Origin of the sequence: Nostoc sp. FACHB-280 (assembly GCF_014697615.1) — a bacterium.
Taxonomy (GTDB): Bacteria; Cyanobacteriota; Cyanobacteriia; order Cyanobacteriales; family Nostocaceae; genus Nostoc_B.
On the sequence record NZ_JACJSD010000018.1, the window covers coordinates 114,739 to 136,175 of the forward strand.

At 40.7% G+C, this 21,437-nt stretch carries 18 protein-coding genes; 12 read left to right on the forward strand and 6 right to left on the reverse strand.

Features of this window, described 5'->3' with window-relative positions; translation table 11 throughout:
- The first annotated feature begins 46 nt into the window (after positions 1-46).
- The 5 genes from H6G75_RS15290 to pstB all read left to right on the forward strand — a co-directional run bounded on the left by H6G75_RS15290 (position 47) and on the right by pstB (position 5,544).
- Positions 47-859 (forward strand): alpha/beta fold hydrolase, encoded by an 813-nt coding sequence (locus H6G75_RS15290; RefSeq protein ID WP_190980885.1) that lies wholly within the window; start codon positions 47-49, stop codon positions 857-859.
- Positions 860-1,505: 646 nt separating this feature from the next.
- Positions 1,506-2,546: a phosphate ABC transporter substrate-binding protein PstS gene (gene pstS / locus H6G75_RS15295; protein ID WP_190980886.1), complete on the forward strand. Its 1,041-nt coding sequence runs from the start codon at positions 1,506-1,508 to the stop codon at positions 2,544-2,546.
- 313 nt (positions 2,547-2,859) lie between these two features.
- Positions 2,860-3,846, forward strand: coding sequence for a phosphate ABC transporter permease subunit PstC (gene pstC / locus H6G75_RS15300; RefSeq protein ID WP_190980887.1), 987 nt, complete (start codon positions 2,860-2,862; stop codon positions 3,844-3,846).
- 7 nt (positions 3,847-3,853) lie between these two features.
- Positions 3,854-4,735, forward strand: a complete 882-nt coding sequence (pstA, locus tag H6G75_RS15305) for a phosphate ABC transporter permease PstA (RefSeq protein WP_190980888.1) — start codon at positions 3,854-3,856, stop codon at positions 4,733-4,735.
- A 29-nt stretch (positions 4,736-4,764) separates the two neighbouring features.
- Positions 4,765-5,544 (forward strand): phosphate ABC transporter ATP-binding protein PstB, encoded by a 780-nt coding sequence (pstB, locus tag H6G75_RS15310; RefSeq protein ID WP_190675416.1) that lies wholly within the window; start codon positions 4,765-4,767, stop codon positions 5,542-5,544.
- Between the two features lie 386 nt (positions 5,545-5,930).
- On the opposite strand, the gene H6G75_RS15315 is transcribed toward pstB, so the two are convergent.
- Both H6G75_RS15315 and H6G75_RS15320 read right to left on the reverse strand, forming a co-directional pair.
- The gene (locus H6G75_RS15315; protein WP_190980889.1) at positions 5,931-7,976 is read right to left on the reverse strand and encodes an FAD-dependent oxidoreductase; all 2,046 of its coding nucleotides are present in this window, start codon (positions 7,974-7,976) and stop codon (positions 5,931-5,933) included.
- A 367-nt stretch (positions 7,977-8,343) separates the two neighbouring features.
- On the reverse strand, positions 8,344-9,387 hold the full coding sequence (locus tag H6G75_RS15320; RefSeq protein ID WP_190980890.1) for an adenosine deaminase: 1,044 nt from the start codon (positions 9,385-9,387) through the stop codon (positions 8,344-8,346).
- A gap of 714 nt (positions 9,388-10,101) precedes the next feature.
- Between H6G75_RS15320 and H6G75_RS15325 the strand changes: the two genes are divergently transcribed.
- From H6G75_RS15325 to H6G75_RS15345, 5 genes are all read left to right on the forward strand, one after another.
- Complete coding sequence (locus H6G75_RS15325; RefSeq protein WP_190980891.1) at positions 10,102-10,785, forward strand: PEP-CTERM sorting domain-containing protein; 684 nt, start codon at positions 10,102-10,104, stop codon at positions 10,783-10,785.
- A gap of 248 nt (positions 10,786-11,033) precedes the next feature.
- Entirely contained in the window at positions 11,034-12,377 is a 1,344-nt protein-coding gene (locus H6G75_RS15330; RefSeq protein WP_190980892.1) for an adenylosuccinate synthase, read from the forward strand.
- Positions 12,378-12,464: 87 nt separating this feature from the next.
- Positions 12,465-12,764 carry a 50S ribosomal protein L25 gene (rplY, locus tag H6G75_RS15335; RefSeq protein WP_190980893.1) on the forward strand — a complete coding sequence of 100 codons (300 nt, stop codon included), beginning with the start codon at positions 12,465-12,467 and terminating at the stop codon, positions 12,762-12,764.
- Positions 12,765-13,170: 406 nt separating this feature from the next.
- Positions 13,171-14,721 (forward strand): AAA family ATPase, encoded by a 1,551-nt coding sequence (locus H6G75_RS15340; RefSeq protein ID WP_190980894.1) that lies wholly within the window; start codon positions 13,171-13,173, stop codon positions 14,719-14,721.
- Between the two features lie 133 nt (positions 14,722-14,854).
- A complete protein-coding gene (locus tag H6G75_RS15345; RefSeq protein WP_190980895.1) occupies positions 14,855-15,349 on the forward strand; it encodes a hypothetical protein in 495 nt (164 codons plus the stop codon).
- A 111-nt stretch (positions 15,350-15,460) separates the two neighbouring features.
- Here H6G75_RS15345 and H6G75_RS15350 read toward each other — a convergent pair whose 3' ends face one another.
- The 4 genes from H6G75_RS15350 to H6G75_RS15365 all read right to left on the reverse strand — a co-directional run bounded on the left by H6G75_RS15350 (position 15,461) and on the right by H6G75_RS15365 (position 18,597).
- Positions 15,461-17,077, reverse strand: coding sequence for an ATP-binding protein (locus H6G75_RS15350; protein ID WP_190980896.1), 1,617 nt, complete (start codon positions 17,075-17,077; stop codon positions 15,461-15,463).
- A gap of 35 nt (positions 17,078-17,112) precedes the next feature.
- Positions 17,113-17,736: a chemotaxis protein CheC gene (locus H6G75_RS15355; protein WP_190980897.1), complete on the reverse strand. Its 624-nt coding sequence runs from the start codon at positions 17,734-17,736 to the stop codon at positions 17,113-17,115.
- A gap of 7 nt (positions 17,737-17,743) precedes the next feature.
- Positions 17,744-18,109, reverse strand: a complete 366-nt coding sequence (locus H6G75_RS15360) for a PleD family two-component system response regulator (RefSeq protein WP_190980898.1) — start codon at positions 18,107-18,109, stop codon at positions 17,744-17,746.
- Between the two features lie 215 nt (positions 18,110-18,324).
- Complete coding sequence (locus H6G75_RS15365; RefSeq protein ID WP_190980899.1) at positions 18,325-18,597, reverse strand: IS1 family transposase; 273 nt, start codon at positions 18,595-18,597, stop codon at positions 18,325-18,327.
- 143 nt (positions 18,598-18,740) lie between these two features.
- Here H6G75_RS15365 and H6G75_RS15370 point away from each other — a divergent pair, with 143 nt between their 5' ends.
- Together H6G75_RS15370 and H6G75_RS15375 are read left to right on the forward strand one after the other, a co-directional pair.
- Entirely contained in the window at positions 18,741-20,984 is a 2,244-nt protein-coding gene (locus H6G75_RS15370; protein WP_190980910.1) for a chemotaxis protein CheA, read from the forward strand.
- A complete protein-coding gene (locus H6G75_RS15375; RefSeq protein ID WP_190589497.1) occupies positions 20,977-21,426 on the forward strand; it encodes a chemotaxis protein CheW in 450 nt (149 codons plus the stop codon). The genes H6G75_RS15370 and H6G75_RS15375 overlap by 8 nt, the downstream gene beginning before the upstream one ends.
- The last annotated feature ends 11 nt before the right edge of the window (positions 21,427-21,437 follow it).

Genomic DNA, 21,437 nt, shown 5'->3' on the forward strand with positions numbered 1-21,437 from the left:
CAATATAAAAACTACAATCAACTATGATGTAATTTTTATATATAAAATGGATACACTACTACGTAACTCCCGCAGAAAACTCTCTCAAGGATTGTTATTTTGGAGCGAAGCTGGTCAAGGCATTCCGGTGGTTTTGTTACATGGTGCTTGGAACGATAGTAGTCAGTGGTCATCAGTCATGGAAAAACTGGCGAAAAATTTCCATTGCTTTGCACCGGACTTATTAGGCTTTGGCGAGTCTGATAAGCCGAATATTCATCACTCCATAGATTTACAAGTAGAGTCGATCGCGGAACTGCTGCAAGCCTTAAGATTAGAAAGAGTGTACTTAGTGGGTCATTCGCTTGGAGGTTGGATTGCAGCAAGTTATGCTTTGAAATATCCAGAACAGGTAGAAGGTTTAGTTCTCTTAGCACCAGAAGGTGTAGAAGTTGAGAAACAAGAAAAACGTTGGCAACAACGGCGCAAATTATTAGAATTTTCTCCGTTATTAGTGAAACTATTAAAATTTGTCAGACCAATCACTAAAATATTCGGTTGGCACGAAAAAATCGAGCAAGACTTACAGCAACGTCAACATTTATTGAAATATCCCGCCGCTTGTCAGTTATTATTTCAAAGGCAGACAGCAGAAATTAAATCTGAGTTACTGCAAGATAAATTGCATTTAATTGAAGTTCCAGTGTTAATTTTACAAGGCGGACAAGATACTTCTGATGCTGTCTTTCAAAGTCAAACTTATAAACAATTAATTCCCCAAGTTGATTTTAAATTAGTGGCTCATGCTGGCAATGATTTACCAGAAGAGTGTGCCGGAATTGTAGCGGAAGAGATTCATGATTTTATTAAGCATATATGATTTTTGAAATACACGTAGGATATGTTAGCGACAGCCTAACACATCTACCATAAATCTTTTGGTACGTTATTGTCATTTTTTATGGGTAAGAGTTGCAAGCATCTTGATGTTGTGTAAATAACTTACTTATTTAGAGTTTGTTGCCAATCAGCTACAGATATTCCTTCTCTTTCAAACCGCGATATATATTTTAAGTTTGTTGTGACAACTGTAACCTGCCCAAAAATTTTTAGTTGCAAAATGGCTTGAGCAGCAAGAATTACATATCCATCTAAGCTGTCATTAGTGGCTGTGGGTTGACCTTGGTTTCTTACCCAAGCCTATAATTCGGCTGCTTTTATCATTGTTTTATACGTTATGGGTATTAGACAAATTGTTAGTAGTGCATAGTAAGCACTTATTTCACATTCTAACAGTTTAACAACGTAATTTTTACAAAAATAAATAGAAAGTTATGTTTAATCTCTCAATTTTTCTATATTGTTTAAACTGTTTGGCTGGGGCTTTAATAACTAGTCATCAAGTAACTTTTCAACCATATTTAATCTAGAATTTACCTCTTATTAAACTAATTTAAATAGTTAAATAATACACATTTATATACACCTGCAAGTAAAGGCAAAATCTTGCCAAAATACGGAGAAATATGACCTTTTCGACGACCACTTTGTACCGAGCATTTACTACTTCAGTCGTGGCATCTGCTGTTGCCTTGAGTCCTATTTTGTCAGCAGTTGCTCAGGCTGAAACTCTTAATGGTGCAGGCGCAACTTTTCCAGCTCCACTTTACGAAAGATATGCTCGTGAAGTCAGAAAGAAGCATCCAGAATTAAAAATCAACTATCAAGGAATTGGTAGTAGTGGCGGCATTCGTCAAATTACAGCTGGTACTGTTGATTTTGGTGGCAGTGATGCAGCTATGACAGATGCACAAATCTCCCAAGTCCAAAGAGGTGTCATATTAGTACCCACCGCAGGCGGCGCAGTTTCTGTTGTTTATAATCTGCCTGGTGTCAGCAACCTGAAGTTATCTCGCGCTACATTGCCAGCTATTTTTTCTGGTCAAATCACCAACTGGAGTGACGCTAAAATCAAAGCTGATAATCCTGGTGTCAACTTACCTAATCAACCGATTAAATTTGTAGTCCGTGCAGATGGTAGTGGTACAACTTTTATTTTCACTAACCACTTGAGTAACATTAGTGGTTATTTCAGAGGTAGAGTGGGTACAAGCACTGCGCCTAAATGGACTTTACCAAATGTTCTCAAAGGTAAAGGCAACCCAGGGGTAGCTGGTTTAGTAGCGCGTACTCCTGGTTCTATTGGTTATGTAGAATATGCCTACGCTACCAAAAACAATTTAAGATCAGCTCAAATACAAAACAAAAAAGGTGAATTTGTTTCTCCTTCCTTACAATCTGCTAACGCAGCTTTAGCCACCGTAAAGTTTCCTGATAACTATCGTGTATTTGTTGGCGATCCAGCACAAGGTTATCCGATTGTTGGTCTTACTTGGATGATGGTTTACAAACAGTATCCAACAGCATCTAAGGCGGATGCTATTAAAAAATGGATAAATTGGGTACTCAAAGATGGTCAACAATATAATGATGACCTCAACTATACAAAAATCCCATCTGATGTTACCAATCGGGTATTACAAACGGTAAACAGTTCCGTTAAGTAAATTCCAAATTTGTAACAGCATTACATCTAAATAAATAGGGTGGTTATAGTTCACCCTATTTATAAATTTTTAGCTAACTAATAAATAAATATAGTAACTTAAAATTCTATATTTTAAGTCAAATTACTATTGTTTATGAAGAAGAAATCATGACTCAGAGTTTAAGTATTATGCTGTATGACTGGGTGATGAATATTGGTTAAAAATCTCGTCCCTTGTAGGCGAAATCAAAATAAAAATTTCTTCTTCATTTAAACTCTATCCCTTTATGGGTGGAGGATTCTAAATTCTGTCTTCTGACTCCTTTTTATTCATGACAAATTCATCTGGAATAAACAACAATCATTCATCTGACGAAAATTTAGAGTTAACAGTAGATAACGGGATAAATTCTTGGGTGGATCAAGGATTTACTTGGTTAATATATCTTTTCGCTACAATTACCGTCGCCATCTTGTTTGTGATGAGTTGGGTAATTTATAAAGAGGCTAAACCAGCAATTGAGCAGTTTGGTTGGGGATTTTTATGGGGTCAAGATTGGGATACAGGTAATCAGGTTTTTGGTGCATTACCTTATATTTATGGAACTTTAGTGAGTAGTGCGATCGCAATTTTATTTGCTATCCCCATCGGCATTGCAATTGCAATAGTTACTAGTGAAAATTTCTTACCCATATCTGTTAGAATTACATTAGCATTTGTTGTTGAGTTAATTGCCGCAATTCCCAGTGTAATTATTGGCTTGTGGGGAATCTTTGTATTTATTCCAGTTTTAGAACCGTTACAAAAATGGTTAGCAATTTATTTTAATTGGATACCATTATTTAACTCGGTAGATCCTATCGGCACAAATATGTTAACCGCAGGCATTGTGTTAGCCATTATGATTTTGCCGACAATGGCTGCTATTAGCCGCGATGTTTTACTTGCCATACCCAAAGAATTACGCAGCGCCTCAATGGCTTTGGGTAGCACACGTTGGGAAACAATTTTTCGGGTGTTATTGCCAGCAGGATTTTCTGGTATTGTCAGTGCAGCAATGCTGGCTTTAGGTAGAGCCTTGGGTGAAACAATGGCTGTCACTCTTGTAATTGGTAATTCTTCTCAAATCAGTGCTTCTTTACTTGATCCAGCCTACACAATTCCCTCAATATTAGCCAATGAATTTGCAGAAGCTGAACCAGGATTACATATTGGCTCATTGAGTTATTTAGGGTTAATTTTATTTGGATTGACCTTAGCTGTAAATATTGCAGCTAGGTTATTGGTGCGGTGGTTTAGTAATAAAAATAAATCATAAAAAATATATGACCGATTCTCAAAACTCGCAAATAGATGAATCTTTATTGGCAAAAGAATTATATGCTCCACTGCCAACAAGTAGGCAATTATTTACTTATAGTATGAATGCGATCGCCTTTGCATTCACAGCTTTAGCATTAATTCCTTTAATATCAATTTTATGGGAAATTATCAAACGCGGTTTCTCCAGTTTGAGACCAGAGATGTTTGTCAAATCAGTAATTGATTATGGCTTGGGTAATGCTATTACAGGCACGATTACAGTTGTGATGATTGGCTCAATATTCAGTCTGCCAATTGGGATATTAACAGGGATATTTTTAGCGGAATTTAATCAAGTTAACCCAGCATCGCAATTTGTTCGCTTCATCACCACAATTTTGACTGGTGTACCTTCAATTATTGTTGGTATTTTTGCTTACGGTGTAATTGTGTTAGTTACTAAAGGATTTAGCGCAGTTGCAGGTGGCTTTGCTTTAGCTGTGTTGATGTTACCTATCGTGATTCTGACCACGGAAGAAGCTTTAAAATTAGTTCCTAAAGACCAACGCCTTGCTTCTGCTGCTTTGGGTGGGACGCGGTTTCAGACAACATTTCGCATTGTAGTAACTGCGGCTTTACCTGCAATTACTACAGGTATTTTACTAGCGATCGCCCGCGCCGCAGGTGAAACAGCACCCCTAATTTTCACGGCATTATTTAGTTTAGATTGGTCTCCAGGATTTCTGAGTCCCACAGCTTCGTTACCTGTATTAATTTTTAATCTTTATAACGACCCAGACCCAGAAAAAAATCAATTGGTTTGGACTACTGCTATCGTCTTACTTGGCTTAGTTATTTGTGTGAGTTTGATTTCTCGCTTAATCACAAGTAAGAAAAAAATTTAGTTAAAAACTCTTTCCTGATTCTACTAAACATGAATAATCTCAATCCCGCTATCAAAGTTAAAAACCTCAGCTTTTACTACAATACTTCTAAAGCAATTGAAGGCATATCAATAGATATTTATCAAAATCAAGTAACGGCAATAATTGGCCCTAGTGGTTGCGGTAAATCAACTTTTATCAAAACTCTCAATCGGATTAGTGAATTAGAAGGGCCTGTCAAAGTAGAAGGAAAAGTAGAGTTCTTTGGACAGAATATTTACGACCCAAAAATTAACGTCAACCGCCTGCGTCGTCAAATTGGGATGGTATTCCAAAAACCAAATCCCTTTCCGATTAGTATTTATGAAAATGTCGCTTATGGAGTCAGAATAGCAGGTAGGCGATCGCAAACAGAAGTAGATGAAATTGTCGAGTCAGCCTTAAAAGGTGCAGCTTTGTGGGACGAGGTAAAAGATAAACTCAATAAATCTGCATTAGGACTTTCTGGAGGTCAACAACAACGACTTTGTATAGCGCGTGCTTTAGCTATTAAACCCAAAGTACTGTTAATGGATGAACCTTGTTCAGCCCTTGACCCCATAGCAACGATGAAAGTCGAAGAATTAATTCACAGTCTGCGTTCAGAATTAACAATTGCCATTGTTACTCATAACATGCAGCAAGCAGCCCGCGTCTCTGATTTTACGGCATTCTTTAGCACCGACGAAAGCCGAATTGGTCAAATGGTAGAATTTGGTGTCACAAATCAAATATTTTATAACCCCATCGATGCGCGTACCCATGACTATGTTTCAGGGCGTTTTGGTTAATTCAGGACTTACGTAAAAATTCCCAAAAAGCTTAATTTAACGAACCGCCAAGTCGCCAAGAACGCCAAGAAATCCTAGAGTCTGCGTAAGTCCTAAAGAGTTTGAGAGAGTTCTTGCATAAGTCATAATCAAATCAAATTCCTATACTATATATAGCAGTCCTAAACAATTTGTGAAATTCTCTTCCTTTCCCTTCCTCTCTTTCTTTGTGTCCTACCCTGCGGGAAGCCGCTATCGCGTCTATGCGTCCTTTGCGGTTCGTTGAAAAGAATACTTTTTCACAACACAGATATGATTGCTATATTGGTTGACGCTGCGTTGAAATTACATTTAGGACTGAGAATGAAAGCAACAGATTTCTCATTCCCAATCCTTCAAGCTATTAACTATCGCCAATCTTCCCAATTTTGATTAAAAATTGAAGTGTCAGGGAAAGCGGTAGGATTGCCGTTTTTCTCTAATAAACTTTTGAAGGCTTGCAGTTGCGGTTCTGCTTTGGGTAAATCATCCACTAATTGATAAGGTGCAATCTGATTTTTTAAAGCAAAAGCAGTCACAGTTCCCGCCGCTGCACCAGAAGACCATTCAAAGGAATGTACACGATATGCAGCCGCAGCAATATGACTGGTAGCAATACTCTTTCCACCCACAATTAAATTATCAATTTTTTGGGGAATCATTGCCCGCAGTGCAATTTGGAACGGGTAAGCCTGTCCTGCGCCACGCCTTTCTCCCGGACGTTCTTTATTTCCTGGGGCTTCTGGTGGACTTTGAACCATACAAGGATGAAAGTCGATGGCGTAGTGACCAATACCCACCGCATCAGGATAAATTGTGGAACGGCTACGGCGTAAGGCTTTATCTGGTGAGACTTGGCCAGTAATCACAGATGCAGCCTCTAAACCTGCGAGTGTTGCTTTTAACTGACGATAGGTATCCGCAGATAAAGTTTTGCGGTAATACTCATCGTTGTAGTTGCGGCGAGAAATATCAACTTCCCAAATCATAAAGCCTTCCGGTTGTCCCCAACTAGGACGACCAATTATCCGCCTACCTTCTCGCATATAGGGATATTTTGATAAGCCATGCACTGTCCCCATTGGCGACTTTAATCCTGTCAGCAATCTATTATTAGTTTGCTGTTGCTTCACACCCTTACCTAACTGAGAATCTGTAGTTCCCTTTACCAGCCAGTAATAATAAGCCAGGGCATTTTCCTCACCTCTGCGGAGGGTTTCTGTCCGCAGTCCCCCCATCCAACCCCCTGGTTTTAACTGTCCTGTAGCTTGCAGTTGTTGGCGAGTGTAAATCAAGTTATCTTTGGCAGTTCCTGGACGGTAATCGTTACCCCAAGTCCAGTTTTGCATCGAGATATCTCCTGGTGTGGGTGCAGTGAATCTCACACCGTTAAATTGTGTGGGTTTTCCAGGATTTGGATGCCATATCCGGCGGTATGTGAAAACTAAGCCAAAATCTGCTAATCTTTTTAATTCATAGCTAAAATATGGTGAATACTGTAAATAGAATGGGGGCATGGTTTGGGGTTGCGGTTCCTTGGTAGCCTCCATTGCAAAGGTATAAGTAAAACCTTGGGTACAGTAAGGATCATTGCTGGTGCTGGAAGAAGATGGTTCGAGGAAAGAACGCGCATCAATACCCAAACGATAGGGAACATCGGCTAAGGCGATGATTTCGCCAGTTTCGCTGGTATCAACCACATACCACTGGGGAGAATTGTTGGTGGTTGGTTTTTTGGGAATTTTGGGGACAAAGCGGATAATTTTTTTACTCAACCGGGATGAGTTTTGGTAGCGGTAGGCATCTTCAATAGTTTGAGATAAGGTAAAAGTGTTGAGAGGTGGTGCGCCTTTGGCTGGTTGATGTTGAATTGCGATCGCACCTTCAATAATTTTCCCATTCCGACTAATATTTAGTTCCTTAATTACTGTGTTGGGAAACCATTCCAACTTACCTTTACCCTTTTTTTCGGCATCCTTGAGCATTTGCGTCATAATGATGTGTGCATCACGAGGCAGAAAACAAGAGTCACTTACCCAGCACTCACCAGGGTTAAGTTTGCCGTAATAGCGTTGAATCCGGTTGCGTAATTCAGTATAGCCGCGAGAATAGAATTGGCGATCGCGTTGAGTTGGTCGTTCATCTAACGCAGATGTCCCCTGAGAAGAAATTTGTCCCCCCAACCAGTCGGTAATTTCTGTCAAACATACTGTTTGTCCTGCTAATAACCCCTCGTAAGCCGTGGCTACCCCAGACAGACCACCACCTACTACCAACATCTCGCAGTTGACTGTTTTATCTGGGGTTCTTGGTCGTGCAGCAACAATAGTAGACTCAGGTAACAAATATGTGGAAACTAAGCTAACACTGAAGAGTAATGCTTGAAAACCAGCTACTTTGTGTCTGCGCTTCATGATGAGAAAACTTTTTCTACTCCTTTGCCAACTTGTAGACGGTACCATTTCGGAAATGTTCGCCACAAGTCACTGAAGAGGTAGAGGACAAGGGGCAGGGTTTGAAGAGGAAAAGGGGCAGGGTGCGGGGTGCAAGGGGGAAGAACTAGGTTTTTGACGTTCTGCCCCAAAAACATGGATTTGGGGTATATGGGTGTAATACCATTTCACGAAAATCTTGATACAAATTCATTAGTTTTTAATTCTTTTCCCCTGCTCCCTGCTCCCTGCTCCCCATTTGTATCAAACTTAAAGTGAAACGGTGTAAGGGTTTCGCAGTCAGTTTCTCTCCCTTGCTCCTCGTTCCCTGCTCCCCTGCCTCTTTTGACTAATCTTTCATCGCCATAACCTTGGGAGTTTCTGGCTGTAGTAAGCCATTTAACAGTGATGCTGGGCGGTGGGTATAAGGCCAAGCAAAGGCGTGGCGAAAAGCAGCCTCTTGACAAGCTTGTAACTGTGCAAAGCTAATAATGTCGTAAGTCAAAAGATTTTCATATTCAAATGGCAAACGGACATTGTGTAAGCCAGCATTATCTGTACAAATCGCAATATCTACCCCAGCCTCAAAACAACGGTCAAACACTAATTTGAGTTGGCGGATATCCTGTAAAGTGCCTGTTTTAATGTATGTGGTTGGGCAAACTTCCAAACACTGTCCGCGTCTGGCAATTTCTGGCAGTAACTCTGGATACAATAACGGAATTTGGATACCGTGACCAATGCGTTTGAGATAAGGTAAAAGTTCTGGGTAACAACCAGCCGTGGTTTCGTAAAGGTGTCCGGTAGTGTTCACACCTTGCGATCGCGCATAATCATACAAACTAATCCATTCTTGCAGGCGATCGGCGTAATAGCTATCACCCCCAGCAACATCTATTCCACACACATATTGTCTGTTCTCCACAGCCAAATCAATAATCGCCTTATTCACCTCAAACGGCAAGCGCGAGTGCATACACAAAATTTGACTCGTCACAATCGGGCATTCTTGAATATGACTCGCTTTACCCACCACATCCACAATTTCTGCCATTTTGTCAATTCTTTGTGATTGACTCAGATGTTCTGGTGTCCGTAGGTATGGAGTATAGCGCAGTTCCAGATAAGCCAAATTTTCAAATATATAAGCACCCCTCACCAAGCGATAAATAAAGTAAGGCAAAGTCTCTACAGTTTGCACACTTTCCACTAAAGTATGCAATTCCAAATACTCATCTAAAGTGTTACGGGGTCTGGTATAAAAATCCTCAAACTCTCCGTAGTTAGGAAAGCGAGAAACTAACTCTGTAGAATGTCGCTCAAAATATCGCCATAAAACGCGCGGTACAACGGAACCGCCTAAATGTCTGTGTAATTCAGCATGTAAAGCCATAGTAGTTTCTTTAGAAAATTTTATTAATGGTAACAAAAACATTAAGCAGAAAACCCTACACTGAGAGTAAGATTCTGTAAAGCTACGGTTAATTATCAGAATCTCAGCGAAAATTGCAAATCTTAATAGTTAATCATCAGGATAAAAGCGAGCAACCTCTAATTCGTTTTTGAATAAGCTCCATACATATCAATGAAGATTTCAGCAGAGAGAAAGCAGTATTAAGAAATAATTAAGTGCGATTGCTTTCACTACTTTTACTGTTAATCGCAACTAGCAAACTCTGACATAAAAATCATCAATGGTTTACCAACATTTATCTCCCTTGTCTCCAGTATCTACCTTGTCTGTTGGAGATTAGAATTCTGCTGTATCTTAAATTTTTCATGAATCTAGGTAATCATTTGCGTGAATTCTTGTCTGTTTTTTCCTGATTCACTGTGCAACTTCCGGAAAAACACCTATAGTCACACTAATATAACGAATCAGCCAGCGATGTCAGACTGAAATGTCAGTATTCAGAATACAGAAGCCAGAATTGGTTATGGCGTAATAAATCATTGACTAGGAAAAACTTGATTTAGCAATTATTCATTACTCTGACTTTTGAAAACTGAATTTTTACAGAGAAATTGTCTTGATTCGTAATTTTAGTGTGTTTTGACTCAGTGCTAACAAATATTACCTATTTATTTTTAGAGAGGAATTAGTTGGATGATTACCTTATTCACTGTCAAAAAAGAGTTGCTGAAGGTTTGTAGCATAGCAGCAGTAGCTACTTTAGCAGCAGGAACCATTACTACAGCACAGGCGCAGCAGCTTGTTTTAACGTTTGATGATCTTGAGCCGACTAATTCTGTGTTTGAGGAATTACCCATTCCAAACGGTTATGGTGGGTTAAATTGGCGTAACTTTGGATATTTAGACACTGTATTATTCAATGCGAATCCATCAGGTTATATCAATGGGACAATTTCATCACCCAATGTAGCCTTTAATAGATTTGGTGTTCCAGCAACAGTAAGTCGTCAGCGTGGTTTGTTTGACTTCAATAGTGCTTACTTAACTGGCGCTTGGAATAATAATTTAAAGATTTTGGTGGAGGGTTTTGCAAGTGGAATTACGAAATATTCAACCACCGTCACAGTCAATTCTACATCCCCTACTCAGATTAATTTTGACTTTCTTGGTATTGACACTCTAAGATTTACTTCTTTTGGTGGGATTAATGCAGGTTATGGTGGTTTGGGTTCACAGATGGTATTAGATAATTTCAGTTATACTCCTCAGCCTGTTTCTGAACCGACAAATATCTTGGGTTTAATCACAGCAGCTAGTTTTGGTGTAGCTTCGCGCAGCAAAAAAAGGCAAGAACCAAAAGCCATTGGCAAAAATTAAACTAGCAAACTCAACTAATTATCATAGTTGCATTCAGGTAAACAAGCTGTCAAAGAAAGTGCGATCGCTACTCACTTTCTTTGATATGAATTACAAGTATAAATATATACAAAGTATTGATTTTTAACAAGATTTGATTAACAATTCAGCCCCAACTTCCAGAGTTTGTTCTATTGATGACTTGACATATTCGGCTGTATATGTATAGAATAGCGATTTGTGGAAACTTTACCTCATAATATAAACGCTTGGCTAACGTCATTGTCATAGGTGCTCAGTGGGGCGACGAAGGGAAGGGTAAAATCACCGACTTACTCAGCCGTTCCGCAGATGTAGTGGTACGTTACCAAGGGGGTGTCAATGCTGGGCATACAATCGTAGCTCAGAACCAAACTTTTAAACTCCACCTGATTCCCTCTGGTATTTTGTATCCAGATACCGAGTGCATCATTGGCTGTGGGACAGTCATTGATCCACAGGTTTTGATTGCAGAACTCGACCAACTAGAAAAACTCAATATCTCCACTGCCAAACTGTTGATATCTGAGACAGCTCATGTCACGATGCCATATCATCGATTGATTGACAAGGCATCAGAAGAACGGCGGGGAAGCCATAAAATCGGCACAACAGGCCGAGGAATTGGCCCAACTTATGCTGATAAATCAGAACGTACAGGCATCAGAGTTTTAGATTTGATGGACTCAGAAGGTCTGCGCGACCAATTAGAGTGGACAATCAATTATAAAAACGTCATTTTAGAAAAACTTTACAACCTGCCGCCATTAGACCCCAAAAAAGTCATTGACGAGTATTTGGGTTATGCCGATCGCCTGCGTCCTTACGTAATTGATACATCGTTGAAAATATACGATGCCATTCTGCGAAGACGCAACATCTTGTTTGAAGGAGCGCAAGGTACACTCCTGGACTTAGATCATGGCACTTATCCTTATGTTACTTCGTCTAACCCCGTAGCGGGTGGAGCTTGCGTAGGTACAGGATTAGGGCCGACAATGATAGACCGGGTAATTGGCGTATCCAAAGCCTATACAACCCGCGTGGGAGAAGGGCCTTTCCCCACAGAGTTGCATGGAGATTTAGGCGAACATTTGTGCGATCGCGGTGCGGAATTCGGCACAACCACCGGACGTAAGCGGCGCTGCGGCTGGTTTGATGCCGTAATTGGTCGCTATGCCGTCCGCATTAACGGTATGGATTGTATGGCCATCACCAAACTTGACGTGCTTGACGAACTAGAGGAAATTCAAGTATGCGTCGCCTATGAAATTGATGGCGAACGCTGCGAACATTTCCCCACCAGCGCCCGTCAGTTTGCCCGTTGTCGCCCCATCTACAAAACCTTACCAGGATGGCAGCAGTCTACAAGTGACTGCCGTACCTTAGAAGACTTGCCACAGCAAGCCCTAGACTACCTAAAATTCTTAGCAGAATTAATGGAAGTCCCAATTGCGATCGTCTCTTTAGGCGCAAGCCGCGATCAAACCATAATTGTAGAAGACCCCATTCACGGCCCCAAACGTGCATTACTACACGCTGACGGCACACCTGCCTCCTTGCTGAGTGCATAGTATTTAGTCATTTGTCATTGGTCATTCGTAATTAGTAAATGATAAATGACAAATGACAAAGAACAAAATTGACAAAGGACAAACAACATGACTGTGACAGTTGAATCTCAAAAGCGCCCCGAAGGCAGCAAACCAAACGCTTTGCGTCGTTCTGGTTTAATCCCCGCCAACGTATACGGACATAACGGTTCCGAATCTATTTCTTTGGTAGTTGATGCCAAAGAAGTTGAGCGCCTGCTCAAAAAAGCAGCTGTGAACAAAACCGAAATTGAACTCAACATTCCTGAACTGCAATGGACTGGTAAAACAGTTTTAAAAGAAGTTCAAGTTCACCCAGCTAAGGGTACACCTTACCACTTGAGTTTCTACGCTGGTGCAAAACGCTAGAACAATTACATTATTTGTGTTTCTAGATAGTTTAACTGTGAAATAATTGCTGATGATGCCAGGGGTAAAACCCTGGTTTTTTGTTAAGCTACTCAAGATGAAAAAGGGGCTAGAGGCCAGAGATTAGAGGATGACTGAGAAGTATTAAATATTGCGCTTGATCCCCCCTAGCCCCCCTTTTTAAGGGGGGAACCGGATTTAAAGTCCCCCTTTTTAAGGGGGATTTAGGGGGATCTACGAGTCTTAAATACAACACCAAAAAGTTTTCAGATATCCTCTTAAAGGTTAGAACTTAGAGGTTAGTTTTTTCACAAACATAAACATATCTTTTTCCTTCGTTCTAGCCCCTAGCCTCTAGTCTCTAACTATAAAAAAATCATTCTTTCCTAGCCTCTACCAGAAAAACATGACAGAAGCCACTCTTCCACCTTTAATTCAGCAGATGTTACAGCCTGAATTTTATCCTCACCCTGTAACAGAACCAATTCGACTCAGCCAAACCCACGTTTCTTATGTGCTGTTGACGGGAGACTATGCCTACAAGCTGAAAAAACCAGTGAATTTTGGGTTTTTGGATTTTTCTACTTTGGAGAAACGACAGCATTTTTGTCAGGAAGAATTACGACTCAATCAACGGGGTGCGGCTGAATTATATTTAGAAGTTTTACCCATCACCCAAGAAGGCGAAAAATATCATTTAGGCGGCGCAGGTGAGCCTGTCGAGTATGTACTCAAAATGCGCGAGTTTCCCCAAGAAACACTATTAAGTAACTTGTTTGCCCAAGGCAAGTTAAATGAAGCGCATGTAGAAGAATTGGGTCGGGTTGTAGCGCAGTATCATGCTAAAACCGAGACAAATGATTATATTCGCAGTTTTGGCGAAGTTCCACAAATAAGGGCAGCGTTTGATGAAAACTACGAGCAAACGGAAAAATATATCGGCGGCCCCCAGACACAACAGCAATTTGATGACAGCAAAGCTTATACCGATAAATTTTTTGCCGAAAGACAAGAATTATTTCACAAAAGAATGCAAAATCACCGCATTCGAGAATGTCATGGTGACTTACACCTGCGGAATATTTGTTTATGGCAAGATAAAATTCTCTTATTTGATTGCATAGAGTTTAACGAACCGTTTCGCTTTGTCGATGTCATGTTCGATATTGCTTATGCAGTGATGGATTTAGAAGCGCAAGCACGTCCAGACTTGAGTAATGCTTATTTAAATACCTATTTAGAGCAGACTGGCGGTTGGGAAGGCTTAGAGGTATTACCTATATATTTAAATCGGCAGTCTTATGTCCGGGCGAAAGTCACGTCATTTTTATTAGATGATCCTGGCGTACCAGCAGAAGTTAAACAAGAAGCATCACAAACCGCAGCCAAATATTACAAGCTGGCTTGGGAATATACTCAACCCCAACAAGGAAGCCTAATTTTAATGTCGGGCTTGTCGGGTTCAGGGAAGAGTACAACCGCAAAATATTTGGCACGACAATTGAACGCAATTCATATTCGCTCTGATGCGGTGCGGAAGCATTTGGGGGGCATTTCTTTGGCGGAACGGGGTGGTGATGATTTGTATACGCCGGAAATGACGCAAAAAACTTATGCACGGTTGTTAAACTTGGGAACTATACTAGCTAATCAAGGTTTCACGGTGATTTTAGATGCTAAGTATGACCGACAACAACAGCGACAAGAAGCTATTTCCCAAGCGCAACAGTACCAACTGCCTCTGCAAATTGTTCACTGTACAGCGCCTGTAGAAGTAATTCGAGAACGTCTGATTAATCGTACTGGTGATATTGCTGATGCTACGGTAGATTTATTAGCATCACAACTCAAGCAAGTGGAAACTTTTAGTGCAGCAGAAACACCTTACGTCCATACTTGGGATACAACTCAAGCAAACGAGGCACAATTAAAACTTCTGCGCGAGAAAAGGGTTTAAAGGGCAAGGGGGTAAAAGGTATTTGTAAAAATTTTCTCCCTACCCCTACCCCCTGGTTACTGAGCTTGTCCTGAGCTTGGCCGAAGGGCGCAGTCGAAGTACACCCCTATACCTTTACACCCTTAGTAAACTCATGGCGAAAAATAACAACTTATTTAATTTCACCCCTGACTTTATCTCTCAATTAATTTTTGGGTCATTTTTAACCTTCATCTTGATATTGACAGGTTCCCCTGCCTCCTTGAGTATTTTCTTGGGCATTCTCGGTGGATTTAGCTTGGGCTGGCTTACCAATGCTAGTAAAACTAGTCCCCAAGCACCAACCATAGCCTCTTCTGATGGTATTGATGCTGGGCTGAAATATTGGTTATTGTTTTTGCTGGGCTTTGTGTGGTTGGGCTATTCAGCACCGATGAGTATTTTGTTGGGGGGAATAGGTGCTATTGGTGGCGGTTGGATTATTGCTTGGTGGGGCAGCAAAGAAGAAACCAGAACTCAGCTTCCAGTGCAAAGTTTAATCGAGGGAGAGGAAACAGTCGGTGAAAGATCCACTAAACAACAAAAAAGAAGACCAACTCGCCGCTTCCGTCGCGCTAGAGGGATTAATTTAAGATTTTGGCAGAGGTAATGCGATGAGGTCTTACGCTGTGAGATGAAGAATCAAGGGTTTTTCCCGTAGGAATGTAGGTGAGCAAATACCCTCACACCCAGTCTGAACAAACAACCTTGGTCATCAGTCTTACTTATGAATGAGTCCAGCAATGGCGGTGATTAATTTGGCAGGATCGGCGGGTTTGGCGATGTGCAGTTGAAATCCGGCGGCGAAGACTAGTTGTTGTGTTGTCTCGGCAGCGTAAGCAGTAAGGGCGATCGCAGGAATTGTACCACCTTGATTAGCAGGAAGCGATCGCACCTTGCGAATCAACGCATAGCCATCAACATCGGGCATCCCCAAATCACTTAAGAGTAAATCTGGGGGCGACTGTGCAATGGCTTCCCAGGCTGCATGAGCAGATGCAGCTGTGGTGACGATGGCTCCTTGCTGTTCCAAAAAAAATGCCATAAATTCCCTTGTATCGACATCATCATCCACAATTAACAGCTTGATGCCTTCCAGGGGCTGAGAAATCAGGGAGAAGGGATAGGAATTGCCCACTAATTTTTTTTCGGCTATGACTAATTCTTGATTTGGTGGCTGGGCTGGTAAACAAACTGTAAATGTTGCGCCTTGTCCTTCCCCTGGACTTTCCGCCCAAACTCTGCCACCATGTAACTCAACTAATTGGCGGACAATTGCCAAGCCTAGCCCTAGCCCCCCTGATCTGCGAGTGATGCTGCTATCTGCTTGACGAAAGTATTCAAATACATAAGGTAAAAATTCCCCACTAATACCTTTACCTGTATCCTGAATTTGGATTTGGGCTTGGGAACCAGCTTGGGTTAAGTACACATTCACTTGGCCGCCGTCTGGGGTAAATTTAACAGCGTTAGATAACAAATTCCAAACAATTTGTTGCAGACGACCACTATCACCTTTTACCTGTCCTATGTTGGCATCAAGATGCAGTTGAATTTGGATTGATTTGGCTTCTGCGGCCAAATGCACTGTTTCTAAGGCTGCTTTAATGGTCGAAGCGAGGTTAACATTTTCTAGATTCAGTGATAATTTACCGCGCAGAATGCGAGAGATATCTAATAAATCGTCAATTAGTTGTACCTGTAATTCGGCGTTGCGTTCGATGGTTTCTAAGGCGCGAAGACTGGCGGCTTCGTTGAGGGTGCGTTTGCGAAGTAGTTTTGCCCAACCCAAAATCGGATTGAGGGGCGATCGCAGTTCATGAGAAACTATTGCTAGAAATTCATCTTTAATGCGGTTGGCTGATTCTGCGGCTTCTTTGGCTTGTTGACGTTCTGCGGCTAAGGCTAAAGCTTGATCTCGTAAGTGCTTGTATTCTTGGACTCTAAAAGTTAAATCAGTCACATCTTGAATCGAAAACAGTGCATAAAACCCATTACCCTCTAATGCGGGTACAGCTGTTACGGTTGTGTGTTGAATGCGGTATTTATCTTGCGGTAACGCTACAGGAATCACATATTGATGCAGTTGTGAAGAAAAAATTGTCGGCGGCCCACCTTCAAAAATTTGCTTGAGGCGAATAGCATAACGAGGTTGATGCAAATGGGGAAAATAATTTTTAATCGAGTTGCCTAAAATTTGATATCTAGGGATTTTTGTCCATTCTTCTAAAGCGCAATTCCAAAATAAAACGGTGTGTTCCGAATCTAATACAAAAGTTCCCAACGGAATTTGGTCTAACAAGCTATATTTTTCTTGGGCTTGCTCAATTCTGTTCATCTGCTCACACTGTTTTTATTTGGTGCTAGTTCAACCTAATAGGAATTATCCGCCAAGAGGGATATTTCTTCATCAATCACATGGATTAACGCATCAAATGTTCCCACTTCAAAAATTAAAATAATATCACCAATTAGTTCTAATTGTGCTATTGTAAACCGAGCTTGCGCTAGTAAAATTTTTGTCGCCTCACTGGCATTAGCAGGTAATAATAAATTATCAATTTTATCTTCTAAATATACAGGCAAAGCGTAATTCATGTGTTGCTTTAACACATTACTAATAGAACCCATAACGCCATTAATCACAATATTACCTACTTCAGTAAGAGTGCCAATTTTTACTGCATCTAAATCATCTGAACCTGGTTCTTCCCCAGTCAAAACTGACACTAATGCTGAGGCACTTTCTGTAGGAAAAATTAATCCAGCAGTGCCATAAAATGAGCCTGTAAAGTTTAGTTTGACTGATGCTAAGCTCGCATCATGAAATCGGCCATTTAATTCTTGATAAGCTGCTGTTGCTGTTAAAATTTTTACAAAAGGAATTTCTAAGTGAATGTGGGAATCCACCATTTCATTGAGTAGACTAGCGGCTCGACCAACTCCAATATTGATTAATTCTTGTAAGGCATCTAGTTGATCTGCTGTCACATTCATGGCATATCTATTCCTTAGTGTTAATAGCTTGCTGCACTGCTGCGCGTAATTCTTGTTCTTTGGGTGGTTTATTAATAAAGTTAACTGCACCTAAGCTGTAACTTTGATTGCGGGCGCTTTCTTGAATATCTGCGGAAATGATAATTGTGGGAATTTTTAAACCTTCATCTTGCAAAGCCTGGAGAAATTCAAACCCATTCATATCGGGCATGAGTAAATCAGCCAACACACAATTAGGCTGAGATTGATGAACGATTTCTAATCCTTCACGTCCATTGCTTGCTTCTAATATTTCATAACCATCTACTTGCAAAAACTTCCGAATCATCCTGCGAGAAAAAGCCGCATCATCAATAATTAACACTAAGCTCATCAGCCTGTTCCTGAAAAATTCATTTGCTTATATTTCTTTATTGTAAATTTGTAATTTCGCCTATCAATCTTGTTAAATAAAACGCAGACTTTTGCAATTATTTTTAATTTTTATATAAACTGTTTTTATACTTTTTCAAAAAAATCAACATACCCTCAAGCGACATATAGTGCTGAAACTATAATGCTACCTTGAGGATACTTTTGTCAAACTTGTTAGATTTTGGCAACACTATCTCTGGTTGACTGAGCTTGGCGTAACCAGTGTAAAACCGTTGTGTGGTGAATCTCTGTGACACGTTCAATTTCTCGTAGGCTCATCCCCTTGAAATACATTTTTAAGCACAGTTGCTTGATATCATTTGAATAGCTCCAAGAATGGTAAGTTTCAAGAAACTGACGACCACAATGTTTACACTTGTAGCATTGTCTGTTTTTACGACGACCATTCTTAGCTGTTTGAGTTGAATGACAACGGGGACATTGCATATTGTAGATTTGATTGCTGAAACAGATAACCATTATCTTTTCAGCATTAACTAATGTGAGCATCTTACTTGCGAAATATATCTATTGATTTAAAAAATATTAAAATTAAGACAAAAGATATAGGTTTATCATCTCTGAATCCAATGGAGTTAACAGAAATTGACAACGATGATCTAGAAGCATTTCTTTTAGAAAGCTATGAAAGTTTGACTCAAATTGAAAGCGATATTATTGAGCTAGAAAAAGCATCTGTTAACCGAGCGGCGTTAGATAGAATTTATCGCTCACTCCATACACTGAAAGGAAACTGCGGCTTTTTGCCATTTCCTAAGTTAGAATCACTAGCTCATGCAGGCGAAAGTTTAATATCATATTTGCGTGACGATACAAAGCAATCATTGGTTAATAGCGATCGCCACCTTAAAGTCACACCACAAATTATTACTGCCTTACTCCAAACTGTAGATAGCATCCGTCAGCTGCTATCGCAAATTCAAACAACCAAGCAAGAAGGCGATGCAGATTATTCTACACTTATTAGTGCTTTAACGAAACTACAAGAGAATCAACAGGTAATTACTGTATTACCATCATCGCCAGAAACCGAAGACAGCACCATCACTGGATCAGAATCAGCTTATATTCGCGTAAATGTGAATTTGCTAGATCAACTAATGAACTTAGTCGGGGAACTGGTTTTAACCCGTAACCAAGTCATAGGGTTATCCCAGAGGTATAAAGATAGTAACTTGACAGCGACTTGCCAGCGCCTAAATTTAATTACTAGCCAATTGCAGGAAGAAGTGATGAAAACTCGCCTGCAACCGATGAGTACAATTTGGCAAAAATTTCCCAGAGTAATTCGAGATTTAGCGATCGCACATGGTAAACAAGTGACGGTCGAAATTCAAGGAGCCGATACAGAAGTTGATAAAAGTATTATTGAAGCGATTAAAGACCCCTTAACCCATTTAGTCCGCAACTGTATTGATCATGGCATAGAATCACCAACTGAGCGCAGTGCTGCTGGTAAATTACCCGCAGGTAAGATATGTCTGAAAGCTTGTTATGAAAACAGCAAAGTCAACATTGAAATTAGCGATGACGGACGCGGTTTATCGCCAACACAACTGAAAATGCGGGCGCAGCAAATAGGTTTACTAAGTCCGGCACAAGCTGAGACAATGAGCGATGCAGCAGCCATTAATTTAATTTTCTTACCTGGCTTTTCCACCGCCACACAAGTCACAAACCTGTCTGGGCGCGGCGTGGGGATGGATATTGTTAAAAGTAATATTGATAAAATTAACGGCAGTATTGAAATTGAGAGTCAGCCAGGACAAGGAACCAAATTTCAACTCAAAATTCCCCTGACATTAACCATTATTCCAGCATTAATTGTCAATAGTAACGGCGATCGCTACGCCATCCCCCAAGCCAGCCTGCAAGAATTAGTGCGCTTAGAACCAGAGCAAGCACTCCAACAAATTGAAACATTCTACGACGTACCCGTATACCCCCTGCGAGGAAATCTCATCCCCCTAGTTAACCTTAATCAAGTCCTACACCCTACAAACACATCCCACTCAGCACTCAGCACTCACACTTCGACTTCTCCTGTCGGAGACGCTGCGCGAACGCTCAGTGTCCAGCACTCACACTTCGACTTCGCTCAGTGTCCAGCACTAGTCCTAGTAGTTATCCAAGCCGACAACTACCAATTTGGACTAGTTGTAGACGCAGTGGAAGACATTCAAGATATTGTGGTTAAACCTTTAGGTAAACAGTTGCAAGCTATATCTGTGTTTATGGGTGCGACAATTATGGGCGATGGCAGAGTAGCATTAATTATCGATGCGGTAAATTTGGCGAAACAAGCTGGACTGTATGAAAAACAGCAGCTATTGTCCAGCATTTCTGGTGCAAACATCCCCACAGAAACAGAGGAACACCAATTAATTTTACTATTTCAAGGGCCGCAAGGCGCATTGATGGGTATTCCCGTAGCGATCGCTTTTCGCTTAGAAGAAATTCCCTCTACTGCGATTGAAAAAGTCGGTAATCAAGATGTAGTGCGGACTGCTGGCAAAATTTTACCTATAATTGACCTGCAAAAAATCTTTCCGAGTCAGCAGCCAACCCCAAATAAAGAAACCGAAAAACTGCAATTAGTGATTGTTTCTCCCCAAGCCGGATTGAGTGTGGGCTTAGTTGTGGAGCGCATTCTTGATATTGTAGAAGAACCACTGACAGTTAAAGGTATCCCTAGTAGACCAGGAGTTTTATTTTGTGCTGTGATTCAAGGACAAATCACAGAAATATTAGATATAGAGGCAGTGATTAACATGGTTAACCCTTATTTGTTGCAAGTGAGCGATCGTGGTTGAACAACAACTCTGCACTTTTTGGTTAAATAAAACTTACTTTGGCATTGATGTACGCCATGTTCAAGAAGTCATTCGTCCCCAAGCCATAACTCCTGTACCTTTAACACCGCCAGATATTTGTGGGTTAATTAACTTGCGTGGACAAATTATTACCGTCATCGACTTGCAACAACGCTTAGATATGGGTGAACCTGCTAGGCGGAACCTTCAACCAGAAGCATCGCCGGGGTTTAATATCGTTGTATCTTCTGATCATGAGATAGTGAGTTTACTGGTTGATGATGTTGGCGATGTCTTAGAGTTTCCCGAAAACACCTTTCAACCGCCACCCGCCAGCTTAAAAGGTAGAATGCGTGACATACTGGCAGGAGCTTACCCACTAGCAGCAGGGTTTTTGTTAGTTGTTGACACTGAAAAAATTCTCAACGTTAAAATCATTTAGGAGCTATTGGC

What these genes read in the sequence shown, in the direction of transcription:
- H6G75_RS15290 (WP_190980885.1), top strand. Translation starts at nt 47, where the DNA reads ATGGATACACTACTACGTAACTCCCGCAGAAAACTCTCTCAAGGATTG.
- pstS (WP_190980886.1), top strand. Translation starts at nt 1,506, where the DNA reads ATGACCTTTTCGACGACCACTTTGTACCGAGCATTTACTACTTCAGTC.
- pstC (WP_190980887.1), top strand. Translation starts at nt 2,860, where the DNA reads ATGACAAATTCATCTGGAATAAACAACAATCATTCATCTGACGAAAAT.
- pstA (WP_190980888.1), top strand. Translation starts at nt 3,854, where the DNA reads ATGACCGATTCTCAAAACTCGCAAATAGATGAATCTTTATTGGCAAAA.
- pstB (WP_190675416.1), top strand. Translation starts at nt 4,765, where the DNA reads ATGAATAATCTCAATCCCGCTATCAAAGTTAAAAACCTCAGCTTTTAC.
- H6G75_RS15315 (WP_190980889.1), bottom strand. Translation starts at nt 7,976, where the DNA reads ATGAAGCGCAGACACAAAGTAGCTGGTTTTCAAGCATTACTCTTCAGT.
- H6G75_RS15320 (WP_190980890.1), bottom strand. Translation starts at nt 9,387, where the DNA reads ATGGCTTTACATGCTGAATTACACAGACATTTAGGCGGTTCCGTTGTA.
- H6G75_RS15325 (WP_190980891.1), top strand. Translation starts at nt 10,102, where the DNA reads ATGATTACCTTATTCACTGTCAAAAAAGAGTTGCTGAAGGTTTGTAGC.
- rplY (WP_190980893.1), top strand. Translation starts at nt 12,465, where the DNA reads ATGACTGTGACAGTTGAATCTCAAAAGCGCCCCGAAGGCAGCAAACCA.
- H6G75_RS15340 (WP_190980894.1), top strand. Translation starts at nt 13,171, where the DNA reads ATGACAGAAGCCACTCTTCCACCTTTAATTCAGCAGATGTTACAGCCT.
- H6G75_RS15345 (WP_190980895.1), top strand. Translation starts at nt 14,855, where the DNA reads ATGGCGAAAAATAACAACTTATTTAATTTCACCCCTGACTTTATCTCT.
- H6G75_RS15350 (WP_190980896.1), bottom strand. Translation starts at nt 17,077, where the DNA reads ATGAACAGAATTGAGCAAGCCCAAGAAAAATATAGCTTGTTAGACCAA.
- H6G75_RS15355 (WP_190980897.1), bottom strand. Translation starts at nt 17,736, where the DNA reads ATGAATGTGACAGCAGATCAACTAGATGCCTTACAAGAATTAATCAAT.
- H6G75_RS15360 (WP_190980898.1), bottom strand. Translation starts at nt 18,109, where the DNA reads ATGAGCTTAGTGTTAATTATTGATGATGCGGCTTTTTCTCGCAGGATG.
- H6G75_RS15365 (WP_190980899.1), bottom strand. Translation starts at nt 18,597, where the DNA reads ATGCAATGTCCCCGTTGTCATTCAACTCAAACAGCTAAGAATGGTCGT.
- H6G75_RS15370 (WP_190980910.1), top strand. Translation starts at nt 18,741, where the DNA reads ATGGAGTTAACAGAAATTGACAACGATGATCTAGAAGCATTTCTTTTA.